Raw genomic sequence first — 16,638 nt, forward strand, 5'->3', positions numbered from 1 at the left:
AAGGATGGCAGGATTAGAAAGGATAAATATGACAGAAAACAATTATGATGCTGGTAATATCAGGGTCTTGGAGGGACTAGAGCCTGTTAGACTAAGACCTGGTATGTATATCGGCTCAACAAGTTCAAGAGGACTCCACCATCTTGTTTACGAGGTTGTGGATAACTCAGTAGACGAGGCCCTAGCTGGTCGTTGTGACTACATAAAGGTAACTATAAATAAGGATAATGTGGTAAGTGTTGAAGATGACGGATCTGGTATCCCTGTTAAGGAACACCCAACAACTCACAAGTCAACCCTTGAGACAGTCCTTACAGTCCTCCACGCAGGTGGTAAGTTTGACGACTCTGCCTACAAGGTTTCCGGAGGTCTGCATGGTGTTGGTGTATCAGTAGTAAACGCCCTATCAGAATATCTCATAGCAGAAGTAAAAAGAGATGGCCACATCTACAAGATGGAATTTGCTAGAGGCGAAGTTACAAAAGATATAGAAGTAATCGGTGATACCACAGAAACAGGTACAAAAATCACCTTCAAACCAGATGGGGAAATTTTTGACACAACTATTTTTGAAAGATCAATTCTAGAAAATAGGTTTAGGGAAATGGCATTTTTAAATAAGGGAGTAGAAATCCGATTTGAAGATGAAAGAGAAGATTTCAAGACTTCCTTTAAGTTTGAAGGTGGGATTTCAGAGTTTGTTGCCTTTTTAAACCGCAATAAAGACCCGATCATGGAGATGATTCCACATTTTGATGGAGATCAAGAAGGGGTAGAAGTAGAATTTGCCTTCCAATATACAGATAGCTATAGCGAAAATATCTTATCCTACGCCAATAATATTCAAACCCCAGAGGGTGGTACCCACCTTTCAGGTCTTAGGTCATCGCTTACAAGAACTGTAAATGACTATGCTAGAAAATATAATTTTATAAAAGACAATGAGGAAAACCTACAAGGTGAGGATATTAGAGAAGGCCTTACAGCGATTATATCTGTAAAGATATCTGATCCACAATTTGAAGGCCAAACCAAGTCTAAGCTTGGAAATTCTGAGGTAAGAGGAGTTGTAGATTCTTATGTATCAGAACACCTAACAGCCTTCCTTGAGGAAAATCCAAAACCAGCCAAGTCTATAATTGACAAGGCCCTTGCAAGCAGGCGTGCGAGAGAGGCAGCTAGAAAGGCGAGAGACCTTACAAGAAAAAGGTCAATTCTCGATTCTGCAACCCTTCCAGGCAAGCTTGCCGACTGCCAATCTACAGATATTTCTGAAAATGAAATCTTCATAGTCGAGGGTAATTCTGCGGGTGGTTCTGCTAAGGGTGGTAGAGATAATAGGATTCAAGCTATACTCCCACTCAGGGGCAAGATTATGAATGTAGAAAAGGCCCACCTAGACAAGGTTTTAAATTCAGAAGAAATTAAAAATATGATAACAGCCTTTGGTACAGGCATTGGCAAGGAATTTGACATATCAAAACTCCGTTACGGCAAGATTATAATTATGACCGATGCGGACGTGGACGGGGCCCACATTAGGACCTTGCTCCTCACTTTCTTCTACAGGTACATGAAAGATTTAATCGACGAAGGCCATGTTTATGTTGCCCTTCCACCTTTATACAGGATTAGCCAGGGCAAGAAGGAAAGATATGTGTATTCCGATGATGAAAAGGATAAGTACATCAAAGAACTAGGCGATGCGACTTTCAAGATAAACAGGTATAAGGGTCTTGGTGAGATGAACGCCGAACAGCTTTGGGAAACAACTATGGATCCAGATAGGCGAGTGCTTTTGAGAGTAGAAGAAGACTTGGAATCTACAACCACAGATGACACATTCTCACTATTAATGGGAGAAAAAGTTGAGCCTAGACGTAACTTTATCCAGGAAAATGCCAAGTACGTTACAGATATAGACGTATAGGAGGCTTAAATGACTGAAAATCAAAACATAATTAATATAGACCTCGAAAAAAAGATGAAGACATCTTATCTTGAATATTCGATGTCTGTAATAGTATCAAGGGCCCTACCGGATGTGCGTGATGGATTAAAGCCTGTTCACAGGAGAATCCTCTACGGTATGCAACAGCTGGGCCTTGATCCAAATAAACCAACCAGAAAATCAGCCAGGGTTGTCGGCGATGTAATGGGTAAATTCCACCCTCACGGTGACTCTGCAATATACGATGCCCTAGTAAGGCTTGCCCAAGACTTTTCAACCAGGTACCCACTAGCCCAAGGTCAGGGTAACTTTGGTTCTATAGATGGCGATCAAGCTGCTGCCATGCGTTACACAGAAGTAAGGATGAGCAAGATTGCCAAAGAGATGCTAAGAGATATAGGTAAGGATACAGTAGATTTTGTTCCAAACTTCGATGGCGAAGAGATGGAGCCATCTGTCCTTCCTTCAAGGTTTCCAAATCTTTTAGTAAATGGGTCAAATGGTATAGCCGTAGGTATGGCAACCAATATGGCTCCACACAACCTAGGCGAAGCCATTGACGCTTGCATTGCCTACATGAGAAATCCTGAAATTGAAATTGATGACCTAATTAAAATTATTCCTGGACCAGATTTCCCAACCGGTGCCCTTATTTTAGGTAAATCCGGCATCAAAGATGCCTACATGACAGGCAGAGGCAAGATTAAGCAAAGAGCAGTAGCGAGAATCGAACCATTTAAGAAAAACAGGGAAAGAATTATAATTTCAGAAATTCCTTACCAAGTAAATAAGGCAAGGTTAATCGAAAAAATTGCCGACCTTGTTAAGGAAAAAAGAATAGATGGAATTTCCGATATAAGAGATGAATCTGATAGGAAGGGAATGAGGATTGTCGTTGAAATCAAGAGAGATTCCAACGCTAATATTGTCCTAAACAACCTCTACAAATACACCCAACTAGAAAATACCTTTGGTATCATAAACCTAGCCTTAGTTAATGGTGAGCCAAAGATTTTAAACCTCAAAGAACTAATCGAATACTATATTGACCACCAAAAAGAAGTGGTAACAAGAAGGACTAACTTCGACCTATCCAAGGCTCGTGAGAGAAAACACATAGTTGAAGGTTTGATTATTGCCATTGACCACATAGATGAGATAATAAAAATCATCAGATCTTCTTATGACAATGACCAGATTAAAAAGATTTTCTTTGATAGGTATAAATTATCAGATGCCCAATCTCAAGCTATTTTGGATATGCAATTAAAACGCCTATCAGGTCTTGAAATTGAAAAGCTAAATGCAGAAAATAAGGAACTTGCAGAGACAATTGAATACTTACTTTCAATCCTAAATTCTGAAGAAAACTTGATCAACCTAATAATTGATGAAATAACAGAAATCAAGGAAAAATACGCTGACGAAAGACGTACAAAGATTGTTCCAGATGAGGGCGAGCTTGATATAACCGAACTTATCGAAGAAGAAGATATCTTAATAAACCTAACTAAGGATGGTTATATAAAGAGACTTCCTATTGATACCTACAAGGTTCAAAACAGGGGCGGCAAGGGAATCGCTGCTGGCAATACCAAGGAAGGTGACTTCATCAAAAAGATAATTACAACCAATACCCATGAAGATTTATTATTCTTTACATCCTTGGGCAAGGTTTATTCCCTAGAAGCCTACAAGATTCCAGAAGGAAGCCGTACTTCAAGAGGTCAAGCTATCATAAACATCTTAAACCTAGAAACTGGTGAAAAGATAACAGAAATGATGACCCTTTCTGAGCTTGGTAAAAACAGCCAATTAGTTCTTCAAACCAAACAGGGACAAATAAAGAAAACAGATGCAGAAAACTTCACCAATATTAGAAGAAACGGCATCATAGCAATTTCCCTAAAAGAAGGGGACAAGTTAATTTCTGTTAGACAAATTGAAAAGGACGAGGAATTAATTATTTCAACTCAAAATGGTATGACTATTCAATTTAATACGAAAGATGTTAGAACCATGGGTAGAACTGCCGTAGGTGTTAGGGCAATTAGACTTGATAAGGGTGATTCAGTTGTAAGCATGAATATCAAGGGTGATGAGACCTATCTTTTAGTTGTAACAAGAAATGGCTTTGGTAAAAAGACCACCTTTAACAATTTCAAGAACCAAAACAGGGGAGGTAAGGGTGTAAGGTGCCATAAGGTAAATGAAAAGACTGGCAAAGTTGTTGACACTCTTCCAGTAGACCTTGATACAGATATCATGATGGTATCTAAAAAAGGAGATATGATAAGGCTCGCAGCTAGAGATATCTCAACTACAGGTAGAAATACCATGGGCGTAAAGCTTAAAAATCTAGAAAATGAAGAAGATGCTATAGTTTCAGTTACAACCTATGACAACATTTTGGAAGATGAGGAAAAAGATGTTTGAAAGTAAGATTTACGATAAGGAAAAATTTTTACTTGTAGAAATAAAAGGCGACTTGGACATCTATGCTGAAGATGAATTTAGAAGCTTTATTGAAAAAGAAATCGAAAACGCCGATAAGGATCTAGTAATAGATATAAAAGATCTTGATTACTTGGATTCTACAGGTCTGGGTTTATTTATGAAAATTTATAAATTAGCCAAGGAAAAAGATAGGTCAGTTTCTATAATAAATCCTAAGGAAAATATCCTAAAACTATTTAAAATTACAGACCTAACAGACGTCTTTAATATGGAGTAGAACATGGATAAGATTTCTATAAAAATCCCAGCCAACAAAAAATACCAAAAGTCAATTAGGCTTTTTGTGGCAGGCCTTGGTTCAGAACTTAATTTCAATATAGAACAAATTGAAGACTTAAAGGTCCTAGTAAGCGAGGCAATCAATTATAAGATGGGCCAAGATGGACTAAATCTCAACTTCCTTGTGGGGGATTCCTCCCTCGCCTTGGAAGTGGTTGGCAAGGATAAAAATGATGATGTTAGGGCCCTCGCCATGAGGGATGCAATTCTTGCTGCCCTTGCAGATGAAATTGAAACCGATGGCGAGCTTTTAAGAATAACTATGAGGAAGACTCATGCCTAAGCCAAATGCCAGCCAAGAGTATAAGGACGAAATAAATAAGAAATTCGAAGAATTCCACAAGACTCGTGATAAGAAATTAAGGGATGAATTAATCGAAGAACACATGTATATAGTTGATATTTTATCAAATAAATACGTGGGCAAGGGAATAGAAAAAGACGACCTCTACCAGGTGGCAAGCTTGGGACTTATAAATGCTGTAGACCGCTTTGACCCGTCTAAGGGCTATGCCTTTTCATCCTTTGCAACCCCAACTATAATGGGCGAGCTAAAGAGATATTTTAGGGATAAGGGCTGGGTTATAAGGGTGCCAAGGCGTATACAAAATCTTTACAAAAAGATAAATGTTGCCAAAAAAATCCTTCCCCAAGAACTCCAAAGAGTTCCTACCATAGCTGATATAGCAGATTATCTCGGAGAAGATGAGGAAACTATTCTAGAAACAATGGAAGCAAGCAAGGTCTATACCCCTCAGTCTTTGGATATGAAATATACAGTCCAAAAGGGAGAGAATGCTGTTGACCTTTCAGAAATCATTGGTGAAGAAGATAAAAATTTTGATTCAATCGAGTTAAAAGACTTGATCGAAAAATCCAAGGAAAGGCTAACTGACCTTGAAAAAGAAATCCTTGAACTTAGGTATTATGAGGGTAGAACCCAGGTTGATATAGCAGAAAGCTTAGACATAAGCCAGATGACTGTATCAAGACTTGAGAAAAAAATCCTAAATAAATTCTCCATAGAATTTGAAAGGATGGCTGAAAATTGATAAAAAATAACAAAGCCTATATGATAATAGGACTAGCCCTTATAAGCCTAGCACTAATTTTAGGACAAAAGTCTGCCTTGCCAGACCTTGCAAGGGGACTTGTGACAGGTCTAGGCATCGGCTTTCTAATCCTAAGTACAGGTATAGAAGATAAGTGCAAAATAAAATATATTTAAAATACAGAACTCTTTCCGTAAAATGGAAGGAGTTTTTTCATGGAAAATTTTCTAAACTGGGTAAAAATATGGAAAAGAGAGGAGTTTTTATGAATAATTTTACTTACGATATAGGAACAAGGATTCATTTTGGAACAGACGCCCTAGATTACATAGGAGAAGAGGCAAAAAAATACACTGACAAAATTCTTTTGACCTACGGCGGTGGATCCATTAAGAAAAATGGAGTTTATGACAAGGTAATTAAAGAGCTTGAGGAAGTTGGAATAGAAGTTTTTGAACTAGGAGGCATCCAGCCAAATCCAAGGATAAATTCTGTCAGAGAAGGAGTCAGGATAATAAAGGAGAATGGTATAGGAGCTATCCTTGCTGTAGGCGGTGGTTCAACCATAGATGCAGCTAAATTTATGGCAGCAGGGGCTATGGCAGATTTTGACCCATGGGAATTTATTTCAGAGAAAAAACCAATGAGCCCAGCCCTCCCATTTTTAACAGTCCTAACCATGGCGGCAACAGGCTCTGAAATGGACTGTGGTGGGGTGATTACAAATCCGGAAACAAAAGAAAAGTTATCATCAGGCCATGCCGACACCAGGCCAAAGGTATCTTTTTTAAATCCAGAGCTCACCTATTCAGTCCCAAAATTTCAAACAGCAGCGGGTTCAGCAGATATTTTATCACACATTTTTGAAACTTATTTCAATGTTGATGGAACCATGTTTATGCTAGATAGGATAATGGAAGCTTTGATGAAAACTGTAATCAAATATGGACCAATTGCCATAAAAGATCCAGAAAATTACGAAGCCAGAGCCAACCTTATGTGGGCATCATCATGGGCTATAAATGGATTTATATCAGATTCAAGCAAGGCTGCTTGGACAGTTCATCCAATAGAGCATGAGCTATCAGCCTTCTATGATATTACTCACGGTTTGGGTCTTGCCATACTCACCCCAAGGTGGATGGAATACACCCTAAGCGAAAAAACAGTCCATAAATTTGTAGACCTTGGAGTAAATGTCTTTGACATCGATAAGGACCAAGACTCAATGGAAATCGCAAGGCAAACCATAGAGAAAGTTAGGGGATTTTTATTTAAAGACCTAGGCCTTGAATCAAATCTTACAAAAATCGGCATAGATGAAGAACACTTCGATGAAATGAGCATAAAGGCTTGTGGTAAAGATGGCGTAAAAAAAGGCTTCATAGACTTAAAACCAGCTGATGTTAAGAAAATTTATAAAATGTGCCTAGAAGACTAATGGTAAATATGAAGATATATAATATTTTCGATAACCTAGCCTTTTCCAAAGATAGGGAAATAGAAGAAACCATTTTTGAAAATGAAAAGATAAAAATAATTAGAATTAGCTCCTTTAATCAAGTTACAGATTATTATGACCAGGAAGAGTTAGAAATTGTCAAAATTGAAAAAGGAAGCGCAACCCTAGAAATCGAAGGTGAAATAATAAACTTAAAAGAAGGAGATCTCCTCCCCATCCACCCCCACCAAGTCCACAGGGTAATAAAGCAAGACCATGCTGTCTGGCTATGTATTTTCCTAAAATAATCTCATATTCATAAAAAGTAAGAATATTTTCAAAGCGTAACAAATGTTACTGATTATCATTATCTATGGATGTATAATAATCATAAGGAGTGATGTTATGAAAATTGATATTAATAATGTTGTTTATGACCTAATCAAAGATGATGATAAATTAAAGGAAGATCTGATAAGTATTGGTTTTACAGGTCTTAAAAATCCTCTTATGGTGAAAAGTTTGGCGAAAAAAGTTTCTCTCAAACGTGGGGCTAAGCTGATGGGGATTAGCGATTATAAGGAAAAATTAGAGGAGCTTGGTTATGAAATTTGTGATTCTTCACAAAATCCAGAGGTTTTAAAAAGAAAAGAACTAATAAAATCTTACCTAACTAGACTTTCTAATGGAGAAGACTTGGAAGATGTGAGAGATGATTTTAAGAAAAATTTTGAAGGGGTTTCTTCTGCGGAAATTATGGATGCAGAGGAAGAATTGCTGGCTGCTGGTGTGGATAAGGATGAAGTGAGAAAATTGTGTGATGTTCATTCTGCCTTATTTCACGGGAAAATTGAAAGTGAGGATTCTCCTAAAAGCTACGAAAAAGAATCTTTTCTAGATTATTTTGCCAGGGAAAATAATGAGGTAAAAAAGATTTTAGAGGTCGCTGAAGAGGCTATAGCAAATGATGAGAACCTAGGAGAGGATATCAATAAAGTTTTTGAACATTATAGGAAAAAAGGTGATTTGATTTACCCAATCCTAAAAGCAAAATATAATACACCAGGACCATCAGATGTAATGTGGGCTGTGGATATAGAAATTGCCAATAATATAAAAAAAGCCATCAAACTTGGCAAAAAAGATTTGCTATTAGCAAGTATAAAAAGGGCTGAAGAGATGACTTATAAGGAAGAAAATATTCTTTATCCCCTAGTTTTTGAAAAAATGAGTGATGAAGATTTAAAACTCCTTTATAAGGACCTAGGAGACTACGACCATAACCTCGTATCTTATGGAAAACAAGAAAAATTGAAGACTTCTATTTATGATAACGGATATATCAATTTTTCAAAGGGAAAAATGAGATTAGATCAATTAGAAGCTATGTTGGATACCATGGAAATAGAGATAACTTATGTAGATGAAAATGATATAAGCTCTTATTACAATAACCATAAGGGCAAGAAAATTTTCAAAAGGCCAGAATCATCCTTAGGTAGGGAAGTATATTATTGCCATCCACCACAAGTAGAGCCGATTGTAAGGAATTTAATAAAGGAATTTAAAGAAGGAAAAAAAGACAACTTTAAACTTATAAGAAATATTAAGGGAATAGACTTTGCCATTTCCTATTATGCGGTAAGGGATAAGGATGGAGTTTATAAAGGGGTACTAGAAACAGTTCAAGATTTAAGTTTTTATAAAGAGTTCCTAACTAAGAAAAAATAAAATACAGAAGGATTATATTTGTTAAGTTAAGTTTTTATCAAATTTTATGATATAATATAAACAGTTAAGATATGATAATAAACGGGAGGGAATATGATTTGTAAAAAATGTGGCCATGAAAACAAAGACGAGGCCAAGGTATGCGAGTCCTGTGGGGCAAGCCTTGAAGACTACAAGAATAAAGAAAATGAAAAAGTAAAAATTTCTAAGGAAGAAAGTCAAAAACGTAGTCAAAGACAAAGGCAAAGATCCAAAGATAAGGACCTAATGACTTATGGTCTAATATTAGGATCAGCAATGGCCTTTGCTGTTATCTTCATAGTCTTATCTTACTTTTTTAAGATGGGAGCAGAGAAGGAAATGGCTAAAGATACCAAGGTCGAAACATCTCTTGAGGAAAATAAAGACCTATATGACCAAGCCCTAACAACCAGTGATGAAATAATAAAAAACAAGGACTATCAAAAAGCTATAGAAATCCTTAAAGCAATACCAAAAGAAGCTGGTGATTACTATAAAAAAGGTCAAGATAAATTAGCTGAAATAGAAAAAAATATTATAGAAGATATCATAAAAGCGGCAAAAGATGAAGACTATAAAGAAGCAAAGAAGCTTGCAGACACCTATGCAGACCTTTTGCCAGAATCTAAAAGTCTAGCAGAGATAAAGGAAAAACTCAAAAGTGATAATCCTAGTCTGGAAGACCTTGACCTAGGCAAAGAAAAATCAGCCGACGCTGAAAAGAAAAATTCAGAAGAAAAGTCTACAGAAGATACTGAAAAAACAAGTGAAAATAAAAGTGAAAAGGCTGATGGAAAAGAAGCTAGGGCAAACAGAAGAGCACTTGCAGAAAAATATGACCTAGAAGAGCTAAGAGCAAACAATTCCTACGGCCAAGACGGTAACCCATCTTATACAGAAGTTTATAAGGAAGCAGACTTTTTGAATAAAGACTTAAAAATTGACGCCAATATGGGAGAAGTCAGAACCGAACCAAACCTAGACTCAGGCGTGGCAGGCTATGTCAACAACGGAGATAAGGTCCACTGCGAAGAAGTAATAAACGACGGAGGCAGATACTGGCTAAAAATCGAAGGTGGTTGGATATCTTCAAAACTAATAACAGGGGAATTTAGATAAAAAATTTACAATAAAAAAATCAAGTATTCTAAATTGTTAATAGTTAAAGTAATATTGTTTTTTATATTGTATATACAATTCAATATATAAAAATCAATATTTAATAAGGATGGAGATTTTATGGATGATAAGGAAAGAGAATTTTTAAGAAGTATAGAAGAAATTGAATTAAAATATTTGATGAAATATTATTTTTTTCTTAAATATGCTGAAGACGAGATGTTCTTAGGTTTTAGAACAAAAGAGAAAATAAAAGATGACTGGTATGGATTATACGGAGAAGGTATTAGCGATTTTTCGGTTGGGGCTGAAAGAATTGTTTATGCTCTTATAAATGGTAAAGGTATAGGTGATCCCAATTCTTGTCCAGTTGGCTCAGATATGTTTTTTGAGGTTGAGGATGCCTTTATTCACATAGATTTGAAGACAGTAAATATGGATAATTTAGGAGATTTTACTAGTTCAATATTTGTTGGTGAAAATCAGAATAGCTATAGAGGTACTATAGAAAAGCAAGGAGGGGCAAAAGAAGAATATACCCCTAACTTACCAACTTTTTATAATGAAGGAAAGGATAATCAGAAAATTTGTTTATCATACTTTATAACTATATTGTATGATAAGGAAACGCTTGATATAAACGTAATTTCTATTGACTCAATGCCGAATGGTAAGCTATTTAAACATTATGGAAATAGACCATTGAGGGCGGGAAAAAATCCAGGAAAAGCTAGATTCAATATAAATGAAGTGAATAAATTTGAGCTCATACCTAATAGTCCAAGCAGGATTAAAGTTGTATATTTTAACAAAAATATGGATGAATCTTTAAAAAGTAAATTAAAATTATATGAGGATTCTTACGACTCCATTATATACTAAAGGAAAGCTGGTGATATTCAACTTCATCTAATTTAAGTATTGATTTTTTGATTTCACCAGCTATTTTAGTTGCCAGTGTAACGGGGACTGCATTTCCAATTTGTCTATATATAGAATTCAGACTTCCTTTAAAAACAAATTCATCTGGAAATGTTTGAAGAATAGCACACTCTCTAGCAGATAGTCTTCTTTTTTTGTTTACGTGAATTTCTGGTGAGGTAGCAGTTATAGTATCACTAGGAGTATCCCAGTTAGTTATTCTCAAAGATTGCTCATATTTTATGGGTTTTTCTATAAAGGTTGTTACCTCTTTGTCATATCTATCATCGAATTTTAAAATTTTTTTTAATTCCCACCAATCTTCAGGTTTTGGTATACTTCCAGAATTATTATCATTTCTAAACCAGTGTCCTGCAGTGTATTTGTATCCAAAATGCTTGTCGATCTCACTTACACTCCAGTTGGACTTACTCCTCCAATATTTAAGATAGTCACAAATGTCTTCTTGGTTAACATCGTATTTTCTGCCAAAAAATTTATCGGCCACATTTGTAGAAGCGATGTGGTTATGAATCAATCTACCATCTACATTAATTGTTTCCTTTATCATACCATTTACAATATCTATTTTTGAAAGAAAACCTATGGCTTCTTTAGTGGTGACTTTTTCTTTTAAACCTTCTCCATGAGTTGGTTTAGGAAATGGATTTTTTAATCCGAATCTATTACCAATAATGATTACTCTTTCCCTATTTTGAGGTACCCCATAATCTGATGCATTTAAAATTCTATAATCAACATTATAACCAATTGAGCTAAAGTCATTCATTATCATATCGATAACTCGACCTTTTTCCATAGATAAAAGTCCCTTAACATTTTCTGCTACAAAAAATTTGGGATTCTTATCCTTAATTATTCTTAAAAGTTCTTGGTATAAAAAATTCCTCTCATCTTTCATATTTCTACCAGTATTTGCGATGCTAAAACCTTGGCATGGAAATCCACCAATTACAACATCTACATCATCACCAGGTATTTCGTTAGAGTCTATATTCCTTATGTCATCTAAAAGAATGTGAGTTCCTATGTTAAATTTATATGTTTCAACGGCATCTTTTTCAAAATCATTTGCCCATATTATTTCGAAACCTGCCTTTATAAATCCTAAATCCATGCCTCCGGCTCCAGAGAAAAGAGATATTACATTTAATTTTTTCACTGCTAACCTCCAATTCTATTACTATATAAATTTTACAACATTTAGCCAATAAAAGCAAGTTTTGCTTTTAAAAATTGATATTATATAAATAATTGATGTAAGAATTTTCGTATTAATTAATGAAATTTACGTATTAAAAAATAAAGAATTGTGGCTCTAGTATTAAGATTTAGACTTATTCACCTAAGTCTGAAATAAAATTATTCGAAATTTGCTAGTTCAAGCTCGTAGAAATTTTTATTAAGCTGGGAGTTAAAATCTTTAAAATTTAGGAGTTAAAAATAATAATAAATCAGTTAAAAAACAGATGTGATGAATCAGAACATATATTCTGATCATCACCTTAAAATTTATCCAAAATATCGTGGTGTCATATATCTAATAGGAATATCAATTCTTTACTTATCTAACTTTTCAAAAAGAGAGTCAATAGAATCAAAAATAGGAGTTTTGCCATTTTTTATTGAGTTTTCGATTTCTTTTACTTCATTTTTTAATTTCTTTATGAAACGTTCTGAATAGGTTGTAACTGGTACAAATTTTTCCTTATCATCTTTCACTTCAAATTTATTTCCTTGATTTAAGTCCATAAGCTTTCTCCTTATACAAAAAAACTCTCTCCGTGATCCGCATGTATGAAAACTGAAATAAGCACGCAGAGGTTCTATTAAGTAAATTATAACATAAAAATTACAAGTCAATTTATGCAAAGTCAACTATATATTAAATGCAAAGCGCACTATAATTTTATTAAGGGATTAAATATTTTGTAATTATTATTAAAATGGTATAGTAATCACATAAACAAATAAGGAGAAATATAGAGAAATGATTTTATAAGCAATATGGAAAGAGATACTGATTTTACCAGGGATTTTCCTTGGTGTGTTTTGGTATGCCATATTGTGGATGAGATTATTCTTTTAGGATAGGTCTGTTCACTTAGGACGGACTATTTTTGTGGTAAATATTATTCATATGTGGCATATCGTCCTAGGAGGATATATGTTACAGATAAAAAACTTAGACATAACTTTGATTAAAGATGATAGAAAATTATTGGAAAATTTCAACCTAGCCTTAAATCCAGGCGATAAGATAGGTCTTATTGGTGAAGAGGGTAATGGCAAGTCGATTCTTTTAAAGACTATAGTTGATAGGGGAGAAGTTGAAACTTATGCTCAAATAAGAGGAGAAATCCACAAAAAAGGCGAAATTATAGCCTATCTTCCCCAAGGCCTTGATGAAAAATTCTTGGCAATGACAGCTCACGACTACATGAACAATGTTATTAACCCAAGCCTTATAGATTATAATAAATTTTACAAGTATTTGGATGATTTTGGTCTGGATGAAGATTTGATTTTTGGAGACATAAAATTATCGGATTTGTCAGGCGGGGAAAGAGTTAAAATCCTTCTTTTGTTTGAACTTTTAAAAGATCCGACTTTATTTTTATTTGATGAACCGACCAATGACTTGGATTATGAATCGGTTAAAATTATTACCGATCTTATGAAAAATATGGAAATTCCTTTGATTTTTGTTTCCCATGACCCAGCTCTTTTGAGGGAGGTTGCAAATAGGCTTGTCCACTTGGAGCAAGTTCACAGGCGACAAGTCCCAAGACATACTGTATTTAATGGTGGCTATGAGTCATATATAAAAGAAAGGGAAAATCAAATAAGGATACAAAATGCAAGGGCAAGCAAAGAAAGAGAAGAATTTGATAAAAAGGAAGAAAGGTACAGAAGGGTCTACAATTCTGTAAACTACGCCATAAATGCGACAAAAAATGATGCTGAGGGCAAAAATCTCAAGGACAAGATGGCTTCTGTAAAATCTTTGGAAAAAAGACTTCAAAAGGAAAAGGAAAAGCTCACCCCAAGGCCTGATTTTGAGGATGCGATTGGAATATTTTTTGATGATAATATCGAGATTCCCAAAGCCAAAGTAGTTTTAGATTTTAAAATGGATGAGCTAAGGGTCGGAGGAAAAAAGCTTTCTAAAAATATTGATATACAAGTTAGAGGGCCTCAAAAAATTTGTATGGTAGGTAAAAATGGCGCAGGTAAGACTAGTCTTTTAAAGGAAATTTATAAAAGCTTAAAAAATTCTGATTTGAAAATAGGATATATGCCCCAAGATTATTTTGAATATTTAAAAGATAAGGAAACTCCTATTTCCTACCTTGCAAAGCAAGATAGTAAGGAAGAAAAAATAAGGGTTTCAAATCTTCTTGGTAGCCTAAATTTTTCTAGGGAAGAAATGATTAGAAGCCTAAAAAGCCTATCAGGTGGTCAAAAAGCTAAGGTATTTTTTGCCAAGATGAATATGGAAGGGGCAGAGGTCTTAATCTTAGATGAGCCAACTAGGAACCTATCCCCTCTTTCCCAGCCGGAAATAATAGAAACTCTCAAAGCCTACAAGGGAGCGATAATAGCTGTCTCCCATGATAGAGATTTTATAAGAGAAGTCTTTGACGAGCTCTATGAGCTTGATCAAGCTGGACTTAAAAAAATAAGATAAAATAAAAAACTGGTGGTTAAACCAAGTTAGAAAATTGATTTCTAATAAAGTTTAAATCTGCACCAGTTTTTTCATATTAAGCTTCAATTTTAAATACTATTTTGTGGACTTGGATATTATTTTCTAGGCTGCAACCTGGCTTGTGAAATTCGCCCGGGAAAAATATTGCAAAATCACCTGTATCGAGGGCGAGTTTCGAAAAAATTTCAATATCGTTTGTCAAAAAGAAATCTCCGTCCTTATCTATGTCATAATCTTTGCCATAGGATTCTTTTGTGGCAAAGTCTATTCTTTCAGAAGCAGAAACTATATATTGGAGGTCTATATATTTTTCGTGGACTTCAAATTCTTTTTCCTCAGAAGGAAGGCTATTATATTCTTGGACAGAAGCGAAAAGTCCTTCGCTTATATCAATTCTGCCTGGTTTAAAATCAGATTTGTCAAAATTTTCTAAAAAATCTCTTATATCTTTTATTTTAGGATGGACATTTTCATATTTTTTGAGGTTTTTAATATTATCAAGTATCATAATTTCTCCTTTTTGGTCAATATACAAGAAAATTTATTTGTAACAAGAGCCTATATATAAAAAATTATAAAAAAAATTTCAAACTATGAAAAAAGACGGAATTTCCCGTCTTTTCGTGTGTTAATTTTTAGTTTTTTCCTGTATAGAGGGTTGAGGCTCCTGGGTAGAGTTTGCCGAGCTCGTCAAAAACTAGTCCAATATCTCCAAAGCCTGTTTCTTCTAGGCGTTTTTGGGCACGGGTGTAGGCTAGGTCGATGTCCTTATTTGGTATCTTATCTACGACTTCCTTTTTAAATTCGTAGTGGCTTACCATAGCATCTTTTATGGCTTCGTAGTCTCTTTCGTTAGAGCCGAATTTGATTAGGTCTTTGTAGGCCTCAGGATCTGCTGCCCCTTTTTCTTCGCTATCTTCAGCTGGTGTTCCTGTTAGGATTTCTGCCGCCATTTTTACATAATCATTGTAGTAGACTAGGGGATCCTTATCGTAGGCCTTGTGGAAGGCATCTTCGATTTCTTTGTCAGAGAAGGACCAGATTTTGTTGTAGTCTGCGCCATTTTCTACCATGAGATTTCTTTCCCATTCGAATTTATCACCTATTGAATCATCTTGAGATTTTTGCCAATTGTATTTCTCTTCGATTGAATCAAGTGGGAATTTGAGTGATTGTTCTGGGTATTCTTTGGCAAGTTCTTGGAAGAAGAAATCTTTTACGTCCCAATAACCAGTATCTTCACTTGTTTTCTCGCATTTTTTATAGAGGGCTACTAGGTCTTCATCGTTTAGATTTCTAGCTAGGGATGGTGCGAATTCTCCTATGTCTACCATAATTTTTTTAAGGTTTTCACCTGTTACAGCAAACTTAGGTTCTTCTTTGTTTTCGTCAGTAGCTTTTTTGGCTTCATCTTCTTTTTTATCTTCTTCTTTATTTTTTTCTTCTTCTAGGTCAACCTTACCGTCTAGGGCCTTGGCTATAGTTTCCTCAGAGACTTTGGATTCTGGCATTTTAGAGTCCTTGCATCCTGTGATTACAAAGCCTAGGGTGAGAGCTAGGATTAGTGATTTGCTATTCATATTTCCGTCCTTTATCTATTCAAATAATTATTAAGTTTATATATCTAATGATACCATTTTTGTTTTGTTTATAAAGTGGGGACTAAAATTGTGGGAAAATTTTGAAGATTCCTACAATTATTTACAAATTTGTAACCTTTTTGTTGCATTTTTTCCTAAAATATTATATAATAAGTATAGATTTTAGAATATATAGAGACTAACTGTAATTAAATTGTAATATAAGAGAGGGAATAGACAATGAAAAAAATTAATAAAACTGTCCTGCTCGCCTCGACATTATTTATAACTTC

At 34.9% G+C, this 16,638-nt stretch carries 16 protein-coding genes; 12 read left to right on the forward strand and 4 right to left on the reverse strand.

Annotated elements, in window-relative coordinates; genetic code table 11:
* The first annotated feature begins 28 nt into the window (after positions 1–28).
* The 11 genes from gyrB to RQ893_RS04405 all read left to right on the forward strand — a co-directional run bounded on the left by gyrB (position 29) and on the right by RQ893_RS04405 (position 10,993).
* Positions 29–1,930, forward strand: coding sequence for a DNA topoisomerase (ATP-hydrolyzing) subunit B (gyrB, locus tag RQ893_RS04355; RefSeq protein ID WP_311481846.1), 1,902 nt, complete (start codon positions 29–31; stop codon positions 1,928–1,930).
* Positions 1,931–1,939: 9 nt separating this feature from the next.
* Entirely contained in the window at positions 1,940–4,387 is a 2,448-nt protein-coding gene (gene gyrA, locus RQ893_RS04360) for a DNA gyrase subunit A (protein ID WP_311481831.1), read from the forward strand.
* A complete protein-coding gene (locus RQ893_RS04365) occupies positions 4,380–4,685 on the forward strand; it encodes an STAS domain-containing protein (RefSeq protein WP_311481832.1) in 306 nt (101 codons plus the stop codon). Before gyrA ends, RQ893_RS04365 begins: the two co-directional genes overlap by 8 nt.
* Before the next feature lie 3 nt (positions 4,686–4,688).
* Positions 4,689–5,030 carry an anti-sigma regulatory factor gene (locus RQ893_RS04370; protein WP_311481833.1) on the forward strand — a complete coding sequence of 114 codons (342 nt, stop codon included), beginning with the start codon at positions 4,689–4,691 and terminating at the stop codon, positions 5,028–5,030.
* Positions 5,023–5,799, forward strand: a complete 777-nt coding sequence (locus tag RQ893_RS04375) for a SigB/SigF/SigG family RNA polymerase sigma factor (RefSeq protein WP_311481834.1) — start codon at positions 5,023–5,025, stop codon at positions 5,797–5,799. The genes RQ893_RS04370 and RQ893_RS04375 overlap by 8 nt, the downstream gene beginning before the upstream one ends.
* Positions 5,796–5,975 carry a hypothetical protein gene (locus tag RQ893_RS04380; RefSeq protein ID WP_311481835.1) on the forward strand — a complete coding sequence of 60 codons (180 nt, stop codon included), beginning with the start codon at positions 5,796–5,798 and terminating at the stop codon, positions 5,973–5,975. The genes RQ893_RS04375 and RQ893_RS04380 overlap by 4 nt, the downstream gene beginning before the upstream one ends.
* Before the next feature lie 89 nt (positions 5,976–6,064).
* Positions 6,065–7,240 (forward strand): iron-containing alcohol dehydrogenase, encoded by a 1,176-nt coding sequence (locus tag RQ893_RS04385; protein WP_311481836.1) that lies wholly within the window; start codon positions 6,065–6,067, stop codon positions 7,238–7,240.
* 8 nt (positions 7,241–7,248) lie between these two features.
* A complete protein-coding gene (locus RQ893_RS04390) occupies positions 7,249–7,548 on the forward strand; it encodes an AraC family ligand binding domain-containing protein (RefSeq protein ID WP_311481837.1) in 300 nt (99 codons plus the stop codon).
* 97 nt (positions 7,549–7,645) lie between these two features.
* Positions 7,646–8,971 (forward strand): DUF438 domain-containing protein, encoded by a 1,326-nt coding sequence (locus RQ893_RS04395; RefSeq protein WP_311481838.1) that lies wholly within the window; start codon positions 7,646–7,648, stop codon positions 8,969–8,971.
* Positions 8,972–9,064: 93 nt separating this feature from the next.
* Positions 9,065–10,111 carry a zinc-ribbon domain-containing protein gene (locus tag RQ893_RS04400; protein WP_311481839.1) on the forward strand — a complete coding sequence of 349 codons (1,047 nt, stop codon included), beginning with the start codon at positions 9,065–9,067 and terminating at the stop codon, positions 10,109–10,111.
* Positions 10,112–10,231: 120 nt separating this feature from the next.
* Positions 10,232–10,993, forward strand: a complete 762-nt coding sequence (locus RQ893_RS04405) for a hypothetical protein (protein ID WP_311481840.1) — start codon at positions 10,232–10,234, stop codon at positions 10,991–10,993.
* Here RQ893_RS04405 and RQ893_RS04410 read toward each other — a convergent pair.
* Entirely contained in the window at positions 10,983–12,215 is a 1,233-nt protein-coding gene (locus RQ893_RS04410; protein ID WP_311481841.1) for a DNA cytosine methyltransferase, read from the reverse strand. The genes RQ893_RS04405 and RQ893_RS04410 overlap by 11 nt on opposite strands.
* Before the next feature lie 398 nt (positions 12,216–12,613).
* Positions 12,614–12,805, reverse strand: a complete 192-nt coding sequence (locus RQ893_RS04415) for an AbrB/MazE/SpoVT family DNA-binding domain-containing protein (protein WP_311481842.1) — start codon at positions 12,803–12,805, stop codon at positions 12,614–12,616.
* A gap of 415 nt (positions 12,806–13,220) precedes the next feature.
* On the opposite strand from RQ893_RS04415, the gene RQ893_RS04420 reads away from it, so the two are divergent.
* Entirely contained in the window at positions 13,221–14,744 is a 1,524-nt protein-coding gene (locus tag RQ893_RS04420; RefSeq protein ID WP_311481843.1) for an ATP-binding cassette domain-containing protein, read from the forward strand.
* A 76-nt stretch (positions 14,745–14,820) separates the two neighbouring features.
* On the opposite strand, the gene RQ893_RS04425 is transcribed toward RQ893_RS04420, so the two are convergent.
* The gene (locus RQ893_RS04425; protein WP_311481844.1) at positions 14,821–15,273 is read right to left on the reverse strand and encodes a YhcH/YjgK/YiaL family protein; all 453 of its coding nucleotides are present in this window, start codon (positions 15,271–15,273) and stop codon (positions 14,821–14,823) included.
* A gap of 127 nt (positions 15,274–15,400) precedes the next feature.
* A complete protein-coding gene (locus RQ893_RS04430) occupies positions 15,401–16,345 on the reverse strand; it encodes a hypothetical protein (RefSeq protein WP_311481845.1) in 945 nt (314 codons plus the stop codon).
* Positions 16,346–16,638 lie beyond the last annotated feature (293 nt).

Origin of the sequence: uncultured Anaerococcus sp., from assembly GCF_963510915.1 — a bacterium.
Classification (GTDB): domain Bacteria; phylum Bacillota; class Clostridia; order Tissierellales; family Peptoniphilaceae; genus Anaerococcus.